The 17487-nt window shown below is 69.6% G+C and carries 14 protein-coding genes; 6 read left to right on the forward strand and 8 right to left on the reverse strand.

All coding sequences use genetic code 11. The features are described 5' to 3' along the window. Positions 1-14: 14 nt before the first annotated feature. A complete protein-coding gene (locus AC1Q5B_RS04990; RefSeq protein ID WP_492630616.1) occupies positions 15-722 on the reverse strand; it encodes a ComF family protein in 708 nt (235 codons plus the stop codon). Positions 723-783: 61 nt separating this feature from the next. Between AC1Q5B_RS04990 and bioB the strand changes: the two genes are divergently transcribed. The 4 genes from bioB (at position 784) to bioC (ending at position 4905) form a co-directional block, all read left to right on the forward strand. Beyond that, positions 784-1860: a biotin synthase BioB gene (bioB, locus tag AC1Q5B_RS04995; RefSeq protein ID WP_492630617.1), complete on the forward strand. Its 1077-nt coding sequence runs from the start codon at positions 784-786 to the stop codon at positions 1858-1860. A 117-nt stretch (positions 1861-1977) separates the two neighbouring features. After that, positions 1978-3177 (forward strand): 8-amino-7-oxononanoate synthase, encoded by a 1200-nt coding sequence (bioF, locus tag AC1Q5B_RS05000; RefSeq protein WP_492630618.1) that lies wholly within the window; start codon positions 1978-1980, stop codon positions 3175-3177. 55 nt (positions 3178-3232) lie between these two features. Then, positions 3233-4009, forward strand: coding sequence for a pimeloyl-ACP methyl ester esterase BioH (gene bioH / locus AC1Q5B_RS05005; RefSeq protein WP_492630619.1), 777 nt, complete (start codon positions 3233-3235; stop codon positions 4007-4009). After that, positions 4006-4905, forward strand: coding sequence for a malonyl-ACP O-methyltransferase BioC (gene bioC, locus AC1Q5B_RS05010; protein WP_492630620.1), 900 nt, complete (start codon positions 4006-4008; stop codon positions 4903-4905). Before bioH ends, bioC begins: the two co-directional genes overlap by 4 nt. A 13-nt stretch (positions 4906-4918) precedes the next feature. Here bioC and AC1Q5B_RS05015 read toward each other — a convergent pair whose 3' ends face one another. Genes AC1Q5B_RS05015 through AC1Q5B_RS05025 form a run of 3 tightly spaced genes read right to left on the reverse strand, consistent with a single transcriptional unit; the run spans position 4919 to position 6961 of the window. Next, a complete protein-coding gene (locus AC1Q5B_RS05015) occupies positions 4919-5347 on the reverse strand; it encodes a ketosteroid isomerase-related protein (protein ID WP_492630621.1) in 429 nt (142 codons plus the stop codon). Between the two features lie 46 nt (positions 5348-5393). After that, on the reverse strand, positions 5394-6002 hold the full coding sequence (locus AC1Q5B_RS05020; protein ID WP_492630622.1) for a YdcF family protein: 609 nt from the start codon (positions 6000-6002) through the stop codon (positions 5394-5396). Continuing rightward, positions 5999-6961, reverse strand: coding sequence for a threonine ammonia-lyase (locus AC1Q5B_RS05025; RefSeq protein WP_492630623.1), 963 nt, complete (start codon positions 6959-6961; stop codon positions 5999-6001). Before AC1Q5B_RS05025 ends, AC1Q5B_RS05020 begins: the two co-directional genes overlap by 4 nt. A gap of 137 nt (positions 6962-7098) precedes the next feature. On the opposite strand from AC1Q5B_RS05025, the gene AC1Q5B_RS05030 reads away from it, so the two are divergent. After that, a complete protein-coding gene (locus tag AC1Q5B_RS05030; RefSeq protein ID WP_492630624.1) occupies positions 7099-7752 on the forward strand; it encodes a hypothetical protein in 654 nt (217 codons plus the stop codon). A 451-nt stretch (positions 7753-8203) separates the two neighbouring features. After that, on the forward strand, positions 8204-10093 hold the full coding sequence (gene mnmG / locus AC1Q5B_RS05035) for a tRNA uridine-5-carboxymethylaminomethyl(34) synthesis enzyme MnmG (RefSeq protein WP_492630625.1): 1890 nt from the start codon (positions 8204-8206) through the stop codon (positions 10091-10093). Between the two features lie 129 nt (positions 10094-10222). Here mnmG and AC1Q5B_RS05040 read toward each other — a convergent pair whose 3' ends face one another. The 4 genes from AC1Q5B_RS05040 to AC1Q5B_RS05055 form a co-directional block, all read right to left on the reverse strand. Then, entirely contained in the window at positions 10223-10393 is a 171-nt protein-coding gene (locus AC1Q5B_RS05040) for an oxidoreductase-like domain-containing protein (RefSeq protein ID WP_492630626.1), read from the reverse strand. Next, positions 10390-12531, reverse strand: coding sequence for a S46 family peptidase (locus AC1Q5B_RS05045; RefSeq protein ID WP_492630627.1), 2142 nt, complete (start codon positions 12529-12531; stop codon positions 10390-10392). Before AC1Q5B_RS05045 ends, AC1Q5B_RS05040 begins: the two co-directional genes overlap by 4 nt. 81 nt (positions 12532-12612) lie before the next feature. Beyond that, positions 12613-13674 (reverse strand): winged helix DNA-binding domain-containing protein, encoded by a 1062-nt coding sequence (locus AC1Q5B_RS05050; RefSeq protein ID WP_492630628.1) that lies wholly within the window; start codon positions 13672-13674, stop codon positions 12613-12615. Positions 13675-13676: 2 nt separating this feature from the next. Next, positions 13677-17423, reverse strand: a complete 3747-nt coding sequence (locus AC1Q5B_RS05055) for a translocation/assembly module TamB domain-containing protein (protein WP_492630949.1) — start codon at positions 17421-17423, stop codon at positions 13677-13679. Positions 17424-17487: the final 64 nt, after the last annotated feature.

Consider the following 17487-nt stretch of genomic DNA (forward strand, 5'->3'; position numbering starts at 1 on the left):
CGCCGCGCGCCGCGTCAGGGGACGCGCGCGCAGACCCAGGCATCCACGCGCAGCGCGCCTGCGCTAAGCAGCACGCGCGCTGCGGCCTGCAGGGTGGCGCCGGTCGTCATCACGTCATCGATCAGGCACACATGTGCGGGTGGCGTGATGGCGGGCGGGACGACGAACGCCCTGGCGACGTTCCGCTGCCGCTCCGCGGCGTGGAGTTCGGACTGCGGTGCCGTGGGGCGCGAACGCTGCAGCAGGTCCGTCCGCAAGGGAAGGGACAACGCCTCGGCCAGCGGACGGGCGAGTTCGAGCGCCTGGTCGTAGCCGCGCTGGCGAAGGCGGCGCGGATGCAGGGGAACCGGCAGGATCGCGTCGGGCCGAGGCGCCGTCGCCAGCGCCTCCGCCATGAGCGCCGCCATCAGGCGCCCGGCCGCGAGATCGCGATGGAACTTGAGGCGCGGCACCAGCCGATCCAGCGGGAAGCCGTAAACGAACACCGCCCGCGTGTGCGCCAGCGCGGGCGGATGGCGCAGGCATTCGCCGCATTCACCGGCAGACGTGGGCATCGGCAACCCGCAGCGCGCGCAGGCGAGGGTGTTCCAAGGCAGCTGTTCGCTGCACGAGCTGCATAGATCCACGCCATTGCTGCCACGTTCGCGGCAGATCAGGCAACGGGGAGGGAGCAGCAGGCAAGTGGCATGGCGCCACCAGCCGTCAACTTTCAGCGCATCCATGCGGTTGACAGGGCCAGGCCCGGTTTCCAGACTCTCCCGACTGTATTCCGCCGAGGCTGCGATGTCCGCTCACATTTTTCCCGACGCGCCGGTCGTGCGCCACGACTGGCAGCGCGACGAGCTGCTCGCCCTGTTCGACCTGCCGTTTCCCGAGTTGCTGCATCGCGCCTCGACGGTGCACCGCGCCCACTTCGACCCGGCCGAAGTCCAGGTCTCGACCCTGTTGTCGGTGAAGACCGGCGGTTGTCCCGAAGACTGCGCCTACTGCCCGCAGGCGCAGCGCTACGACACCGGCGTGTCCGCGCAGAAGCTGATGGACGCCGACGAGGTGCTCGCCAAGGCCGCGCAGGCGAAGGCGGCCGGCGCCTCGCGCTTCTGCATGGGCGCGGCCTGGCGTTCGCCGAAGGATCGCGACATCCCGAAGGTGGCCGAGATGATCCGCGGCGTGAAGGCGCTGGGGCTGGAGACCTGCGCCACGCTGGGCATGCTGAGCGGAGAACAGGCGCATGCGCTGAAGGCCGCCGGCCTGGACTACTACAACCACAACCTGGACACGGCGCCCGATTTCTACGGCGACATCATCCATACCCGGCAGTACCAGGACCGCCTGGACACGCTGGAGCACGTCCGCGATGCCGGCATGAAGACCTGCTGCGGCGGCATCGTCGGCATGGGCGAATCGCGCGACCAGCGCGCCGGCCTGCTGCAGGCGCTGGCGAACCTGCCGTCGCATCCGGATTCGGTGCCGATTAACCGGCTGGTGCAGGTGGCGGGCACGCCGCTGCACGGCACCACCGAACTGGATCCGTTCGAGTTCGTGCGCACGATCGCCGTGGCCCGCATCGTCATGCCGGCGTCGATGGTACGGCTGTCGGCCGGCCGCGAGGCGATGAACGACGAACTGCAGGCACTGTGCTTCCTGGCCGGCGCCAACTCGATCTTCTACGGCGAGAAACTGCTGACCACCGGCAATCCGGACACGGCGCGCGACCAGGTCCTGTTCGCCCGCCTCGGTCTGCGGCCCATGGCGGTGCAGGTGGAAAACGTGCACGACCATCACAGAACCGATGCCCCGGGCAGCGGTACGGTGCATGCCGACATCACCCGTTCCGAGCCGTCCTGCGGCCGGGCGGCGTAAGTCGGGGCAGCAGGGGGCGGTACAGGACGCAGCACGCTGGCGCGGAAACGCGGACCGGCGTGTCGTCGTCGACGGCCTTCCTGCGCCCCGGCGCCCTCCCACGCCAGGCCTGCCGACATGACCCGCACCGACCTGCACGACCGCATCCTCGCCCAGCGCCAGCAGCGCATCGCGCTGGGCCGGCAGCGTACGCGCCGCACTGTCGCGCGCCGCGATGGCGTGCGCGTCGAGGTCAACGGCCGTTGGCTGACCGAGTTCAGCAGCAACGACTACCTGGGCCTGGCGCAGCAGTTCGAAGTGACGAACGCGCTGCAGGACGCCGCCGCGCGCGAGGGCGCCGGAGCCGGCGCATCGCATCTGGTCAGCGGCCACCGCGCGTCGCATGAAGGCCTGGAGCGCGACATCGCGGACTGGCTGGGTTATCCGCGTGCGCTCCTGTTCGGCAGCGGCTTCCTCGCCAACCTCGCCGTGCAGCAGGCGCTGCTCGAGGATGGCGATGTCTGCGTGCAGGATCGGCTCAACCATGCCAGCCTCCTGGACGCCACGCGGCTGGCGGGCGCCAAGCTGCGCCGCTATCCGCATCTCGATCCCGAAGGCGCGCTGCGCCAGCTGAAGCTGCAGCCCGACGGTGCGGCGATGCTGGTCACCGACGGCATCTTCAGCATGGACGGCGATGCCGCGCCGTTGCGGTCGTTGAGCCTGGTCGCCCGCATGCAGCAGGCGCTGTTCTTCGTCGACGACGCGCACGGCGTCGGCGTGCGCGGACCGGAAGGCCGCGGCAGCGTGGCGGATGCGCGGATGGGCGTGGCCGACGTGCCGCTGCAGCTGGTCACACTGGGCAAGGCGCTCGGGGGCTACGGCGCCGTGGTGGTGGGTGAGGAAACGCTGATCCAGCACCTGGCCGAGACTGCGCGCCCCTACATCTACACCACGGCGATGCCGCCCGCGCTGGCGGCGGCGACGCGCGTGGCGGTCAAGCACGCGCGCCGCGACCAGTGGCGGCGCGAGAAGCTGCAGTCCCTGGTGGACCGCTTCCGCAGCGGTGCGCAGCGCGCAGGGCTGCAACTGATGGCATCGGATTCGCCGATCCAGCCCGTGCTGTGCGGCAGCGACGGCAACGCGCTGGCGCTGTCGGCCGCACTCGACAGCGCCGGCTACCTGGTGCCGGCGATCCGCCCGCCGACCGTGCCGGATGGCAAGGCGCGCTTGCGCGTCACCCTGTCCGCCCTGCATTCGTCGCAGGACGTGGACGGCCTGGTGACGACGCTGGCGCGGTCGTGGGATGCGGTGCAGCGCGTGCACGGCGCCGTCGCCTGACGGAATCGCCACTCGTGCGGTCCCGCACCGGGCGGGATCGGCGACAATACGCGGCATGCATATCGAAACCCTCGGCAACGGCCCCTCCCTGGTGCTGCTGCACGGTTGGGCGCTGCATGGCGGCGTGTTCGCGCCGCTGGTGCAGCGGCTGTCCGACCGTTACACGCTCCATCTCGTCGACCTTCCGGGCCACGGCCATAGTCGCGACAGCGAGGTCGCGCTGACGCTGGAAGCCACCGCCGGGGCCATCCTCGCGCGCACGCCACCCGCTGCATGGCTGGCATGGTCGCTCGGTGGCCTGTTCGCGTTGCACGCCGCAGCGACGTCGTCGCAGGTGCGCGGACTGGCCATGGTTGCGGCCACGCCGCGTTTCGTCCGCGGAGAAGCATGGCCGCATGCGGTGGAGGCGAGCGTGTTCGCGCAGTTCGGCGACGACCTGCGCAACGACTACGCCGGTACGCTGGAACGCTTCCTGGCGCTCGACACGATGGGTTCCGAGCACGCCCGCAGCGAGCTGCGCACGTTGAAGCAGGATCTCTACGCGCGCGGCGAGCCCGCGCCCGCGGCGTTGCAGCGCGGCCTGCAGCTGCTCGAACAGACCGACTTGCGCGCGACCCTGCCCACACTGTCCGCGCCCAGCCTGTGGCTGGCCGGTCGCCGCGACCTGCTGGTGCCCTCGAAGGCGATGCGGGCGGCGGCGGAAACTGCACCGGACGCGCAGTTCGTCGAGATCGCCGGTGGCGGCCATGCGCCGTTCCTGGGCCATGCCGATCTGGTCGCCGCGGAAGTGGATCGCTTCATGCGGGCGTTGCCGCAAGGCGTGGCGACATGAGCACCTTCGACCAGCGCCACATCCGCCGCGCGTTCTCGCGCTCGGCGGCGGGTTACGACGCGGCGGCGGCACTGCAGCACGAAGTCGAGAAGCGATTGATGGAATCGCTGGACTACCTGACGCTGCGCAAGGGCGCTGACGGCACCGATCCGACGCTCGTGCTCGACGTCGGCTGCGGCCCCGCGCACGCCGCCGCCGCGATGCGCAAGCGCTGGCCGAAGGCGCAGGTCATCGCCCTGGATCTGGCGCTGCCGATGCTGCGCGAAGCGAAAAAGCAGGTCGGCTGGTGGAAGCCGTTCCAGCGCGTCTGCGCCGACCTGCGCGCGCTGCCGTTGGCCGAAGGCAGCGTCGACGTGCTGTTCTGCAACCTGAGCCTGCAGTGGGTGGACGACCTGCCTGCCGCGTTCAACGGCTTCCGCCGCGTACTGAAACCCGGCGGCCTGCTGGTGTGTTCCACGTTCGGTCCGGAAACGCTGCAGGAACTACGCGATGCCTTCGCGCACGCCGACGACACGCCGCATGTCAGTCCGTTTCCGCCGATCGCGCAGTTCGGCGATGCGCTGGTGCTGGCGGGCTTCCGCGATCCCGTCCTCGACCGCGACCGCTTCACGCTGACCTACGACGACCTGCCCGCATTGATGCGCGAACTGCGCGCGATGGGCGCGACCAACGCATTGCAGCGTCGTCGCCACACGTTGACGGGTCGCGCGCGCTTCGCCGCGGCGGCTGCGGCGTACGAGCCGCTTCGGCGCGCGGACGGCAAGCTGCCGAGCACGTGGGACGTCATCTACGCGCACGCGTGGGCACCGCCGCCGGGCGCGCCGATCCGCGGGCAAGGCGAAGACATCGCGGCCGTGCCGCTGGCGAAGATTCCGATCCGGCGACGCGGCGAGTGACGCGCGGGCGGCGTCAGCCGCCGACCTGCCGGATCCAGTCCTGCAGGTTGTAGTAGTTGGTGACGCGTGCGATGCGGTCGTCGCGGATATCGAAGAACGCGCCGCCGGGCAGCACGTAGGTCTGTCCGTTCGCCGGCGGCAGACCTTCGTCGGTGTTGAGGTATTCGCCGTGCACGATGTATTCGGCTGCCGCATGCTGGCCGTCTTGGGTCACCAGCACCACGATGTCGCGCAGCTGCTCGCGGTAGCTGGCATTCATGCGCCCGAGAAAAGTGGCGAAGGCTTCGCGGCCGGTTTCGCGCGCGCCCTGGTTGAGGTCGTGCACCACGTCGTCGGTCAGCATGGCCAGCATGCCTTCCCAGTCGCCGCGGTTGAAGGCGGCGTAGTAGGTGAGGACGAGCTCGGTGGCGCGGTCCTGCCGGCGCGTGCCGTCGATTTTCATGCGGATTACCGTGGGGTGGGCGACGTTCCGATCATACGGTATGCCGTCAGCGCGGCAGCCGGTCGCGATGGAAGAAATAGACCTCCTGCAGCAGGAAGCGCCAGCGCGTGGCGAAGCTGCGGAAGCGGCTGGTCGGCGTCGGCGAGCCGACCGAGCGGATGCCGAGGTCGCGGCTGATCCGCAGCGCACGCGCCATGTGCAGCGGGTCGCTGACGATGATGACGCTGTGCAGCCTGTGCTGTTGCATCAGCGCGCGGGCCTGGCGCAGGTTGTCGTGCGTATTGCGCGACAGCGATTCGATCAGGATCGCCTTCTCCGGCACGCCCTGGCGCAGCGCGTAGCGACGCGCGACCTGGGACTCGGAGAACCGCGCGCCGGTGCCGCCATAGCCGCCGGTGAAGATCAGCGTCGGCGCCAGGCCGCGCTTGTACAGGTCGATGCCGTGGCGGATGCGTTCCTCGAACACCGGCGACGGCTTGGCGTCGTAGGCGGCCGCGCCCAGCACGATGATGGCGTCGGCCGGCTTGGCGTCGTCGCGCTGGCCTACCCAGATGATGTAGGCGGCCACGCCGGCCAGCCAGATCAACGCCAGCATCAGCAGGCGCCACGTCCATCCGATGGCGCCGCGCTTCGATGCTTTCCTGCGCGCCCTCATGCGGCGCGTCCCCACGGCAACGCATCGATATCGACATTGCCACCGGACAGCACCATGCCGATCCGCTGTCCTTCGAAGCGCTCGCGCTGCTGCAGGACGGCAGCCAGCGCGATGGCGGACGACGGCTCCACCAGCAGCTTCAGGCATTCCCAGAGCAGGCGCATGGCAACCAGTGTTCCAGCGTCGGGCACCGTGATGACCTCTACCTGGTGCGCACGCAGCAGGGCGAAGTTGGGTTCTCCGAGCGTGCCGCGGAGGCCGTCGCAGACCGTATCGGGCGTGAAGTCGATGCGGCGCTCGCCGGCGGCCAGCGACACGGCGGTATCGGCGGCGCCTTCCGGCTCGGCACCCACGACGCGGCACCCCGGCGCCGTTGCCGCGACGGCGATCGCAGTGCCCGACAGCAGTCCGCCGCCGCCCACCGGCGCGACGACCGCATCCAAAGGCCCGCACGCGTTCAGCAACTCCAGTGCAGCCGTGCCCTGACCGGCGATCACGTGCGGGTGGGTATAGGGGTGGATCAGCGTGGCGCCGGTATCGGCCTGGACGCGGGCCGCAGCGGCTTCGCGCGCGTCGATGGTCGCGGCGCAGGTGTGCACGTGCGCGCCGTAGCGGGCGATGTTGGCCAGCTTGACGGCATTGGCGCCCTCGGGCACCACCACGTGGCAGGCGATGCCGCGGGTACGCGCGGCCAGCGCCAGCGCTGCGCCGTGGTTGCCCGACGAATGCGTCACCACACCGCGTGCGGCCGTGGCGTCGTCCAGGGCCCAGACCGCATTGCAGGCACCGCGGAACTTGAATGCACCGGTCCGCTGCAGCGGCTCGGCCTTGAAATGGAGTTCGCAGCCGGCCAGCTTGTTCAGCGCGCGGGAGCGCAGGACGGGCGTGGCGTGGGCATGTGGGGCGATACGGGCGGCGGCGGCGAGGACGTCGTCGAAAGCAGGCAGGGGCATCGGCATGAGGAAAGGTTAGCGCATCGCTCCGCTCTGAACCTCAGCCAGCCAGGTGGTCGCCGATCCACCCGTACCGGCAGGGTTAAGCACGGATTCAATGCCCCGGGCCGATCCTGCCCCTGCACAGTAACGGGGGTTCCGCCATGAAGCGCTCATCTCTTTTGACCATCGCCTTCGCCAGCCTGGCGCTGGGCGGCTGTGCGACCTACGACTACGTCGGCGATACCGCCCCTGGCGGCTACTACCACGGCCGGCCGAGCACGCAGTACTACGATCCGTATGGCGGCTACTACGGTGGCAGCGTATATGGCAGCTATGGTTACGGGTACGGCGGACCTTACCGGTACAACAATTACTACGGATATCCGTACTACGGATATTACGGCTCGCATTACCCGTACTACCCGCCGCGTCCTCCCCGTCCCCCACGCCCGGGTGACGACAACCCGCCTCCCCGTCCCCCGCCGACCAGCGGGGGTGGCAATCGTCCGCCGCCGTGGCGCGATCCGACTGGCCGCTGGCGCGAGGGTGGGTCGCAGCCCATGATCCCGGGTCGTCCGGGCCAGGTCGCGCCTGCACCGAGCCAGCCCCGTGTGGGTGAAGGCGGGTACCAGCCGCCGCGCGTGATGCCGTCTCCGTCCATGCCGCGATCCGCCGAACGCCCGCAGCGGATGGAAAGGGCGGCGCCACCCCCGCGTGCCGAACGGTCCGCGCCGCCCCAGCGCATGGAGCGTCCCGTTCCGCCGCCGCGTGCCACGCCGCGCGACAACGGCGGCACGCGCGAACTCGAGCGGTAATGCGGTCGCGCGGCGGCGCCGTCCGTCGCCTGTCCTCCACCGCTGACGCGGTTGCGAACCTGGATTGACCGGTTGCGTCGCTTTCTGACGTAAGCGGCAATTAAAGGTTCAATGTCGACGTCCGGTGGGGAAATCTGGATCCCCCCTGTTCCGGCCCCATCGGGCGTCGGCACCCAACAAAAAGCCCGGCTTTGCCGGGCTTTTTTCTTGCTCTGGTATCCTGCGCGCACAAAAAAGGGGCCGGTAGTCCCCCGACTACCGGCCCCCGGCATCCCCGGCGTGCGCATGGCTGGCCCCTGTTCCAATTACCAACCCGGCGCCCCTGGTCGCTTGCCACGACGGGTGCATGGGAATAGAGCAGGAAGCGTGCCAACTTTGCCGGGTCGCCATGCGCATCCCGTCTTCCCGCACCGGCCCAACGCCCACCGGCCTTTGCTACCGGACCCAGACCATGAGCTCCAGCTTCCACCACTACGACGTCATCATCATCGGCGGCGGCCACGCCGGCACCGAGGCCGCGCTGGCCTCCGCGCGCGCCGGTGCGCGCACGCTGCTGCTGACGCACAACGTGGAAACCGTGGGCGCGATGAGCTGCAACCCGGCCATCGGCGGCATCGGCAAGGGCCATCTGGTCAAGGAGATTGACGCGCTGGGTGGCGTGATGGCGTGGGCGGCGGATCGTGCCGGCATCCAGTGGCGCACGCTCAATGCCTCGAAGGGCCCGGCGGTGCGCGCGACGCGCTGCCAGGCCGATCGCGCGCTGTACCGCAGCGCCATCCGGCATGCGGTGGAAGCGCAGCCGAACCTGACGCTGTTCCAGGCCGCCGTCGATGACCTGGTCATCGAGAACGGCGCCATCCGCGGCGCGATCACGCAGACCGGCCTGACGTTCCACGCGCCAGCTGTCGTGTTGACGGCGGGCACCTTCCTTGCCGGCAAGATCCATGTCGGCGAAACGCAATACCCCGCCGGTCGTGCCGGCGATCCGCCGGCGACCGCATTGGCCCAGCGCCTGCGCGAAGGCGCCTTCGTGGTCGATCGCCTGAAGACCGGCACGCCGCCGCGCATCGACGGGCGTTCGCTCGACTACAGCGTGATGGAAGAGCAGCCCGGCGACGATCCGCTGCCGGTGATGTCGTTCATGGGCAGCGTGGCCGATCATCCGCGCCAGGTGTCGTGCTGGATCACCCACACCAGCGAGCAAACCCACGAGATCATCCGTGGTGCGCTGCACCGCTCGCCGATGTACTCCGGCCAGATCGAAGGCATCGGTCCCCGCTACTGCCCGTCGATCGAGGACAAGGTGGTGCGTTTCGCCGAAAAGGCCAGCCACCAGATCTTCGTCGAGCCCGAAGGCCTCGACGTCGCCGAGATCTATCCGAACGGCATCTCCACCTCGCTGCCGTTCGACGTGCAGCTGGCACTGGTGCGCAGCATCCGCGGCATGGAGAACGCACACATCACCCGTCCCGGCTATGCCATCGAGTACGACTTCTTCGATCCACGCGGACTGAAGGCGTCGCTGGAAACGAAGGCCGTCGCCGGCTTGTTCTTCGCTGGCCAGATCAACGGCACCACCGGATACGAGGAAGCGGCGGCGCAGGGCCTGCTCGCGGGCCTCAACGCGGCGCGGTTCGTGCAGCAGAAGGACGCGTGGTCGCCGCGTCGCGACGAAGCCTACCTCGGCGTGCTGGTCGACGATCTGATCACGCATGGCACCAAGGAGCCGTACCGGATGTTCACCAGCCGCGCCGAATACCGGCTGCAGCTACGCGAGGACAATGCCGACCTGCGTCTGACCGAGACCGGCCGCTCGCTGGGCTTGGTCGACGATGCGCGCTGGCAGCGCTTCGAAGCGAAGCGCGAGGCCATCGCGCGCGAAACCGGCCGCCTGCGCGCCCTGTGGGCCACGCCGGCGAACGCGCTGGGCCGCGAGGTCGCCGACACGCTCGGCGTGCAGGTCAGCCGCGAGACCAACGTGCTCGACCTGATCAAGCGTCCGGAACTGGATTACGCGAAGCTGGTCGCCGTGCCGTCGATCGGCCCCGGCGTGGACGATGCACAGGTCGCCGAGCAGGTGGAGATCGGCGTGAAGTACGCCGGCTACCTCGATCGCCAGCGCGACGAGATCGAGCGCCAGCAGCGCAACGAGTCCACGCCGATCCCGGCCGGTTTCGATTTCGCCAGCGTGCGCGGCCTGTCGGCCGAAGTGCAGCAGAAGCTCGACCGCGTGCAGCCCGAGACTGTCGGCCAGGCGCAGCGTATCCCCGGCATGACGCCCGCCGCCATCTCGCTGCTGCTGGTGCACCTGGAGCGCGCGCGGCGTACGCGGGTGGCGTAAGCCGCCGTTGCCGCCTCTGTAGGAGCGACGTCAGTCGCGACCGCACGTCTTCCGACCTACGACATCCCATCCACCGGCTGTCGACGGTTCGCTGCCGCAGGAAATCGGCGGTCGCGACTGACGTCGCTCCTACAGTGAACGTTCGGGATGCCGTTCCATCCACGCCGCCAACTGCTCGCGATAGTGCTGCAGCTGTTCCGCATACAGGTCGTGTACGCAGATCGGGCAGCCGCTGTTGCAGCAGTCGCTGGGCAGCGGCGGCTCGGGTGCGATCGGACGCGGGTCGTCGCCGGGCGTCACTGTGCGCCCATTTCCTTCAGCAGGTGCGGCGCCGGATACACTTTGGCCATCAGCCAGCGCAGGTAGCGCATGTCGACGTGGACGGCGCGCTTGTAGCGCGGGTCGAACATCCAGCTGGCGCTGACGGATTCCCAGTTGCTGTCGAAGTTCAGGCCGATCAGCTCACCTCGCGCGTTGAGCACGGGCGAGCCGGAGTTGCCGCCGGTGGTGTCGAGGTTGGTCAGGAAGTTGACCGTCTGCGTCTTCAGTGCCGGATCTTCGGTGCCGGTGAAATCGCCCGTCGCGATGGCGTCCAGCAGCGGCGTCGGCGCATCGAACGGCGCCGCGCCGGTGTTCTTCTCGACGATGCCGGCCACCGTGGTCACCGGCGTGTATTGCACGCCGTCGCGTGGCGAAAAGCCGTCGACCTTGCCGAAGCTGACGCGCAACGTCCCGTTGGCGTCGGGATAGAGCGCCCGACCCTGCTGCGTGCGCCAAGCGAACAGCGCGCGCATGTAGGCGGGACGCAGGCGAAGTTGTTCGCCGTCGCGTGTCTTGCGTTCCTGCTCCAGCGCCAGCTGCGTGGGAACCAGTTTCACGGTCAGGTCGATCAACGGATCGGCGGCGACGGGCTTGCCCTCGCGTGCGGCAGCGAAGCGCGACAGGCGCTCGGTCTCGTCGCCGAGTTTCGTGCCCGCGTACAGCGTGTCGAGCGACTGCTGCAGCGATGCAGGCGTGCGTCCGAAGGCGGCATCGAAGGCCGGCAGCCGCTGGACGTCCGGCAACTGCTGGTAGCGGGTCAGCAGGACGGTCAGCAGCGCCTTCTCGACGCCGGGCGCATAGCGGCGCTGCACCTGTTTCAGGATGCCCTCGATCATGGCGTGGTCGCGCATCTGGTAGCCGCTCTCTCGCTCGGCGTCCGGCTTCATCGACTCCACGCGCAGGCGCTCCAGGGTGATCGCGGCACGCATCAGCTGCGACTGTGCGCCGAACAGGTTCAGCAACAGCTCGCGCTCGCGCACCGCCGAGCCGCTGGCGATCGTTGCGGCCAGCGCGTCGATGTCGGCGCGTTCCTTCGTCGCGGCGTCGGTGGCCAGCATGCCGCGCTCGTCCTCGGCACGCAGACGCACCGCATCGCTGCGGCGCAGGCCTTCCAGCTCACCGGCGGCGCGCTTGCGCTGGTTCTTCAGCGACTGCAGTTGCGCGGCGTAGCGCGTCTTCGCGTCGGCATCGTCCGCGCCGGCGGCTTCCACCACCTCGATCAGCTGGTCGAACACCGCCACGCGCGTCGGCAGCGTCCAGTTGACCTGTTCCTCGAACTCGGCGGCGGTGCGGTGGCGGAAGGTGACGCCGGGATAGCCGGCCAGCATCGCGTAATCGCCGGCCTTCGGGCCGTCCTTGGCGAATGCGAGGTGCGCTGGCGCGGCGTACGGTACGTTGTCGGGGCTGTAGGGCGCGGGCTTGCCGTCCTTGCCGATGTAGGCGCGCAACAGGGTGAAGTCGCCGGTATGGCGCGGCCACATGAAATTGTCGATCTCGTCGCCGTAGTTCCCGATCGCGCGTGGTGGCGCGTAGACGAGGCGGATGTCGCGCAGCTCCAGCTGGGTGATGCGGTAGAAGTCGGTGCCGTAGTACATGTTGGCGACGCTGCAGCGCACGCCCCCCTTCGCTTCGCAGTCGGCGACGATGGCCTTGCTGGCGCGGTCCACCGCATCGAAGTAGTCGCGACCGGTCTTGCCGGCGGTCTCCTGCAGCACCGTGTCGGTGACCTTGTCGTAGCCCACCGTGACCAGCACGCGGAAATCCGGGTTCGCCGGCAGTTCGCCGGAGCGGTCGGTCGAAATGAAGCCGTCGTCGATCAGATTGTGGCCGGGCTTGCTGTTGTACTGGATCACGCCATAGGCGACGTGGTGGTTGGTCAGGATCAGGCCGTCCGGCGACACGAACGCGCCGGTGCCGCCACCCGCGCGCACCACGGCGCTCAGCGGCGCGGCAGTGACGTCGGCCAGTGTCCCGGGATCGCCCTTGAAGCCTGCATCGCGCAGCGTTTCGGCCAGCTGCGGCAGTTGCGACGGCATCCACATGCCTTCGTCGGCGTGGGCGGGCAGGGACAGGGCCACGCCCAGGGCGAGGGCGGATGTCGAACGTCGGCGGCGCATGGTCAGCATCCAGCAGAAACGAGGAAGACGGTGACGATATCGGGCCGGCCGCGATGCGGCAACGACAGCGGTGCCACGTCCTCAGCGAGCGTCGCCGAGGAAGCGTCGCCAGCGCTGCGCGGCACGGAGGATGCCGGCGCGTTCGACATCTTCCAGCACGCGCAAGGGATCGAGTGCGACGTCGCCGTCAGCCGCACTGCCGCGCTTCCATGTTGCCGCCACTCGGCCGTCGACGATCACCGTGGGGGCCACCAGTCCGTTGACGCTGAATACGCGCCGCATGAGTGCGGCATCCAGCACCGGGCTGCGTTCGCGGTAACCGATCAGGTATTCGTCGAAGGCCGGCAGCAGGTGGATCGCGCGCGATGATGTCGGGACCGCCGGCGTGCCGGCACGCGACCACCACGTCGTGCCGTCATGCGATTCCTGCTCCAGTTCCGGTGCGGCCAGCGCCAGTGCGTGCAGCGCATCCTTCTGCGTCAGTCCCGACCACCACGCCAGGTCGGCGGTGGTGGCGGGTCCATGGCCCTGCAGGTAGCGCAGCGCCAGCCGGTGCAGCGCCTCGTCTCGGGAGAGCGATGCACTCGCGGGTACCCAGGCATCCATCAGCACGAACGTGGGCTGCTTGCCCTGCCGAGGCCCTTGGCAGATCACGCTCTCGTGCGCCAGCCAGTTCAACAAGTGCAGCCCGCGCTGATGCGCGCTGGCGATGCCGGCCGCGTCCAGGCGCGCATACAGTTCGGCGCGTGCGACCGGTGCGCCCGACGCCAGGGTGCGCTCCACGACGCGTCGGCCGCGTGCGAGGGTCGACGCATCCAGGCCGAGGTCGCGTGCGAGGCGGGCAGCGTTCGCGGCCTGCACGCGTGGCGCCAGCAGCGCGACCATCCAGCGTATGTCGTCGCGCGCCACCAGGTGCAGGGTGCCGCGCATCGGCCAGGTGCGGACGATCTCGCCGCGCACGATGGCGTCCTCGACCTGCGCGAGCGTCGCCTCCTTCGTCCGCAGGCCGACCGCCCACAGGGCGGCAGGGTAGTCCTGCGCCTGCATCGCGGTCATGTGCCGCACCGCATCGGTGGGCGAGGCCGCGACGGGCGTGCTGATGCACTGTGCGTACAGACGCCGTGCCGTCAGCGACGGCGGCACGGCTACTTTTCCTTGCGCCAGTTGATGGAGCCGCGCGTCTCGGTGGTGCTCGACTCGATTTCGACGTCGAAGCCCTTGCGCAGCAGGTACTTCAGCGTGACTGCCGAGCCGGAGCCGACCATCGACACGCCGTAACTGACGTACAGCTTCGGCGACAGGTACTTGCCGACGCCGAACACCGAGCCTCCCAGCGTGCGCGACTCCAGCACGCCGGCGTCGTCCAGGCCGATCTTCGCGCCCAGCTGCGAAGCCAGCAGGCCGGCGCCGGCGCCGAGCGCGGACGAGGCCGCATTGATGCGCTGGCTTTCGTCGCTGCTCGCAGTGTTGAGCGAGCGGCCCAGCACCAAGTAGGCGAGGGCTTCGGACTCGGACATGGACGGATTCGACCAGACGCGTGCGCGCGGCTGGCTGGCGCGGCCGGTGACGTCGATGCCGGCGGTGACGCCGGCGCTGACCACCTCGCGTTCGGCGCGGATGTTGATGCGCGGATCGGAAACGGCGTTGTTGCTCCATGTCAGTTCGCCGCGGGTAATGCGCAGCTTCTGCCCATAGGCTTCGTAGCGGCCGTCCACGTCGAGCCGGCCGGTCGCCAGCATTTCGCGGCCCGGTTGCGAGCGCACGTGCATCGTGCCGGCCAGCGTGCCTTCCAGACCGTAGCCCTTCAGCTGGACCTGATCGCCGACCTTCAGGGCGAGATCCAGGTCCAGTCGCGAACTGGGCGCGCGCTCCGGATCGACGGGGTCGAGGATCACCACGTCTTCCGACGCGGACACGCCGTCGTCGAGCTTCTCCACGTCGATCGTCGCCGACGGGATGCCGACCTCGCCGCGCACCTGGATAGTGTTGTCGGCGAAGCCCACCTGCAGGTTCGGCGATGCGACCGCACGCAGGTCGGTCGTGTCGGATACGAGCACGTTGTCGCCGCGGACCTGGAACTGCAGCGGCGTGGTGTCGTTGTTCCAGCCCAGCGTGCCGGTCACGTTGAGCACGCCGCCGGTGCCGGTGCCGCCGGTGGACGAGACCGTCTTCATGCTGCCGGCGATGCGCGCGCTGCCATCGGACAGCGCAACCAGTTCGGCACCACCGTCGGCCAGCGACACGCCGAGCGCGGGCAGTTCGCCGCTGAACTCGGTAAGTGTCGCTTCGCCGCTCAGCAGCGGACGCCCGCGCGTGCCGGCGACGCCGATGTGGCCGGCCAGCTTGCCCTGCGGACGCACCAGATCGGGCGAGAACAGCTCCATCCAGAACAGGCGGGAGTTGTGGAAGTACAGGTCGCCCTTCAGCGGCGCGAACGCATCCCAGCCGGTGTTGAACGTCGCATCGACGTAACCGTCGCCCTTGAAGCCGGTGCCCAGGCGCCCCTGGATGCGTTGCGGAGTGAAATCGACGTCGAGGGTGAAGTTGTCGTAGCGGATGATCTCGCCGCGCGCGGTGGTGCCCATCTTCAGGCCACCATCGAGTGAAGCGAGGTGCACCTCGCCTTGCCAGGCGTTGCCGGCCGGGCGCAGCGTCGCGTCCAGCGTGAACTCGCCGCGCAGCGTCAACGGACGGCCGTCGGCCGGCGGCAACCAGGGCTGCACCAGCGCTAGCGACAGGGCTTCGCCGCGGACTTCCAGCCCCTGCCGTGGCCAGTTGGCGCTGGCGCACAACGCGCCCCCGATGTCCGAGCCGAGGCAGCTTTCCGACAGCGTCCAGTTGGTGCCGTTCTGCGCGTAGCGCGCGGGTTGCCGCAGCGTCCACGGATTCCCCTTCGACGGGGCGACGCGCAGGGCGTCGAGGGTACCCTGCCAGTTGGCGCCGCGCTTCTCGGCGCTGCCCGACAGCGTGATCGCGCCCATCGCATTGCGCGCATCGCCCTCGACGCGAAGGTCTTCCACGGCGCCCCGTGCGTTGACGGTAACGGTGTCCAGCACCATGCCGACGTCCACCGCACGCCCCTGCAGGGCGAGGCTGCCATCACCGCTGCGCCACGGCAGGCGACCGCGCAGGCTGAGCGCACCGGCGCTCCAGTCGTTCCAGCGCAGGTTCTCGCCGCCGAGGTCGGCATCGATGTTCGGTGCGGTGCGTGCGCCGGTGAGGTTGACCGTGCCGGCGAGCGTGCCGCTGGCATCGGGCAGCAGGTCCGCCAGGTTGAGCGGACTGAACGCGGCATCCACATCGAGCGTGTCGCCGACCTTGCCTTTTGCCGTCACGCGGCTGCCGCCGAGCGACAGGGCGAGATCGCCCGAGCCGTTGTTGCCGTCCAGCGCGAACGCACCGCGCGCATCCAGCGCGCGATCGCGCAGGCGACCGGTGAGCTTCGGTACGTCCAGCGTGCCCTGGAACTGGCCATCTTCGCGCTGGCGTCCCTTCGAGGCCAGGTTGCCGGAGACGTTGCCCTTCCATCCGGCCGCGAAATAGCCGGGATCGAAGCCCGCCAGCGTCGCGGTGACATCCCAGTCCAGCACCGGCGACCAGCCGACCGTGCCGGTCGCATCGAGCGTGCCGGTAGGCATGATGGCGCGCAGGGTCTTCAGTTGCGCGCGTCCGGCGTTGCCGCTGCCGTCGAACTCCAGCACCGCGCTGTCGTCGCCGCGGGTCAGCGTGGCCTTGCCGACGGCGGCCCAGGCTTCGAGCTTGCCGGCGACGCCGAAGTCGCCTTCGGCGCCGATCATGCTGTCCGCCTCGGTGCCCCAGCGCAGTCCACGCGCGTTGACCGCGAAACGGAACTCGGGATTCTCCGGCACGGTGAAGTCTGCACGGCCCCGCAGCGAGGCGTACCCGTCGAACGCACGGATCGCCAAGGGTTCCACCGTCAGCACTTCGCCGTCGATGCGCGCATGCGAGGGCTCGATGACGACCGCGATGTCGCCCTGCTGCACGCTGCCCCGCAGGTCCGCTGCGCCACCGGCGCCCTTGGCGACCAGATCGAAGGCGACCGGCGTGCTGTCGTCCATCACGCCGAGCAGCGACAGGTCCAGCGCCTCGGTCTTCGCGGCGAAGTTCCAGGTCGGACGGGTTTCGCCACGGAGCGTGAGCGTGGCGCGCACCGGCGCCGGCGCGGCACCGGACACGCCGACGTTCATGCGGGCGCGGTTGCCGCGGGCCACCAGCCCGATGCGCGCCGGCGTGCGCCCCAGCGAGGCGGGGAACACGCCGGTCGCCGTGAGGTCGGTGGCATAGCCGTCGCGCGGGGCATAGCTGCCGTGCACGCCGAACGCGCCGCGGTCGCTGGCGATCGCCAGTTTCTCGGCATGCACGTAGCCGTTGCCGATATCGATGGCGCCGGTCGCGCGCGCAATGTCGATGACGGGCTGTCCGCCCTGGCGGATCAGGAACCGATCGATCTCCAGCGCATCGGCCTGGATCGCCAACGGCATCTCGATCTGCGGCAGCACGTCCGGCCAGTGCGGCAGTTCGAACGGCTCGTCGCTTTCGGGCACGTCGAGCATCGCGCCGCGCAGCTTCAGCACGTCCAGCCGCAGTCGCTTGCCGAGCAACGGGCGCAGGTCCGGTTCCAGGTAGACCTCGTCGGCCGTGAAGCGGATCGCGTCCCAGCGGAAGACCACGCCGCGCAACGTCAGTGGGCCGGCGATCGGTCCTTCGACTTCGCGGTACTCGAGCGAGGCGTCCGCCGGCAGCCGCGCCTTGATCTGCGCCAGCAGCACGTCGCGGCCGGCGACGGTCTGCAGCAGCCAGTACAGGCCGATGCACAGGAGCACGGTCAGTACGCCGGTGCCGATCGCACTGCGGATCGCCAGCGTGCGCATGCGCGCCTTGCGGCGCGCACGCAGTTCGGCGATGCGCGCTTCGCGCTCTTCCGGCGTCAGGTCG

Source organism: Pseudoxanthomonas sp. GW835-FHT14C01, from assembly GCF_058793715.1.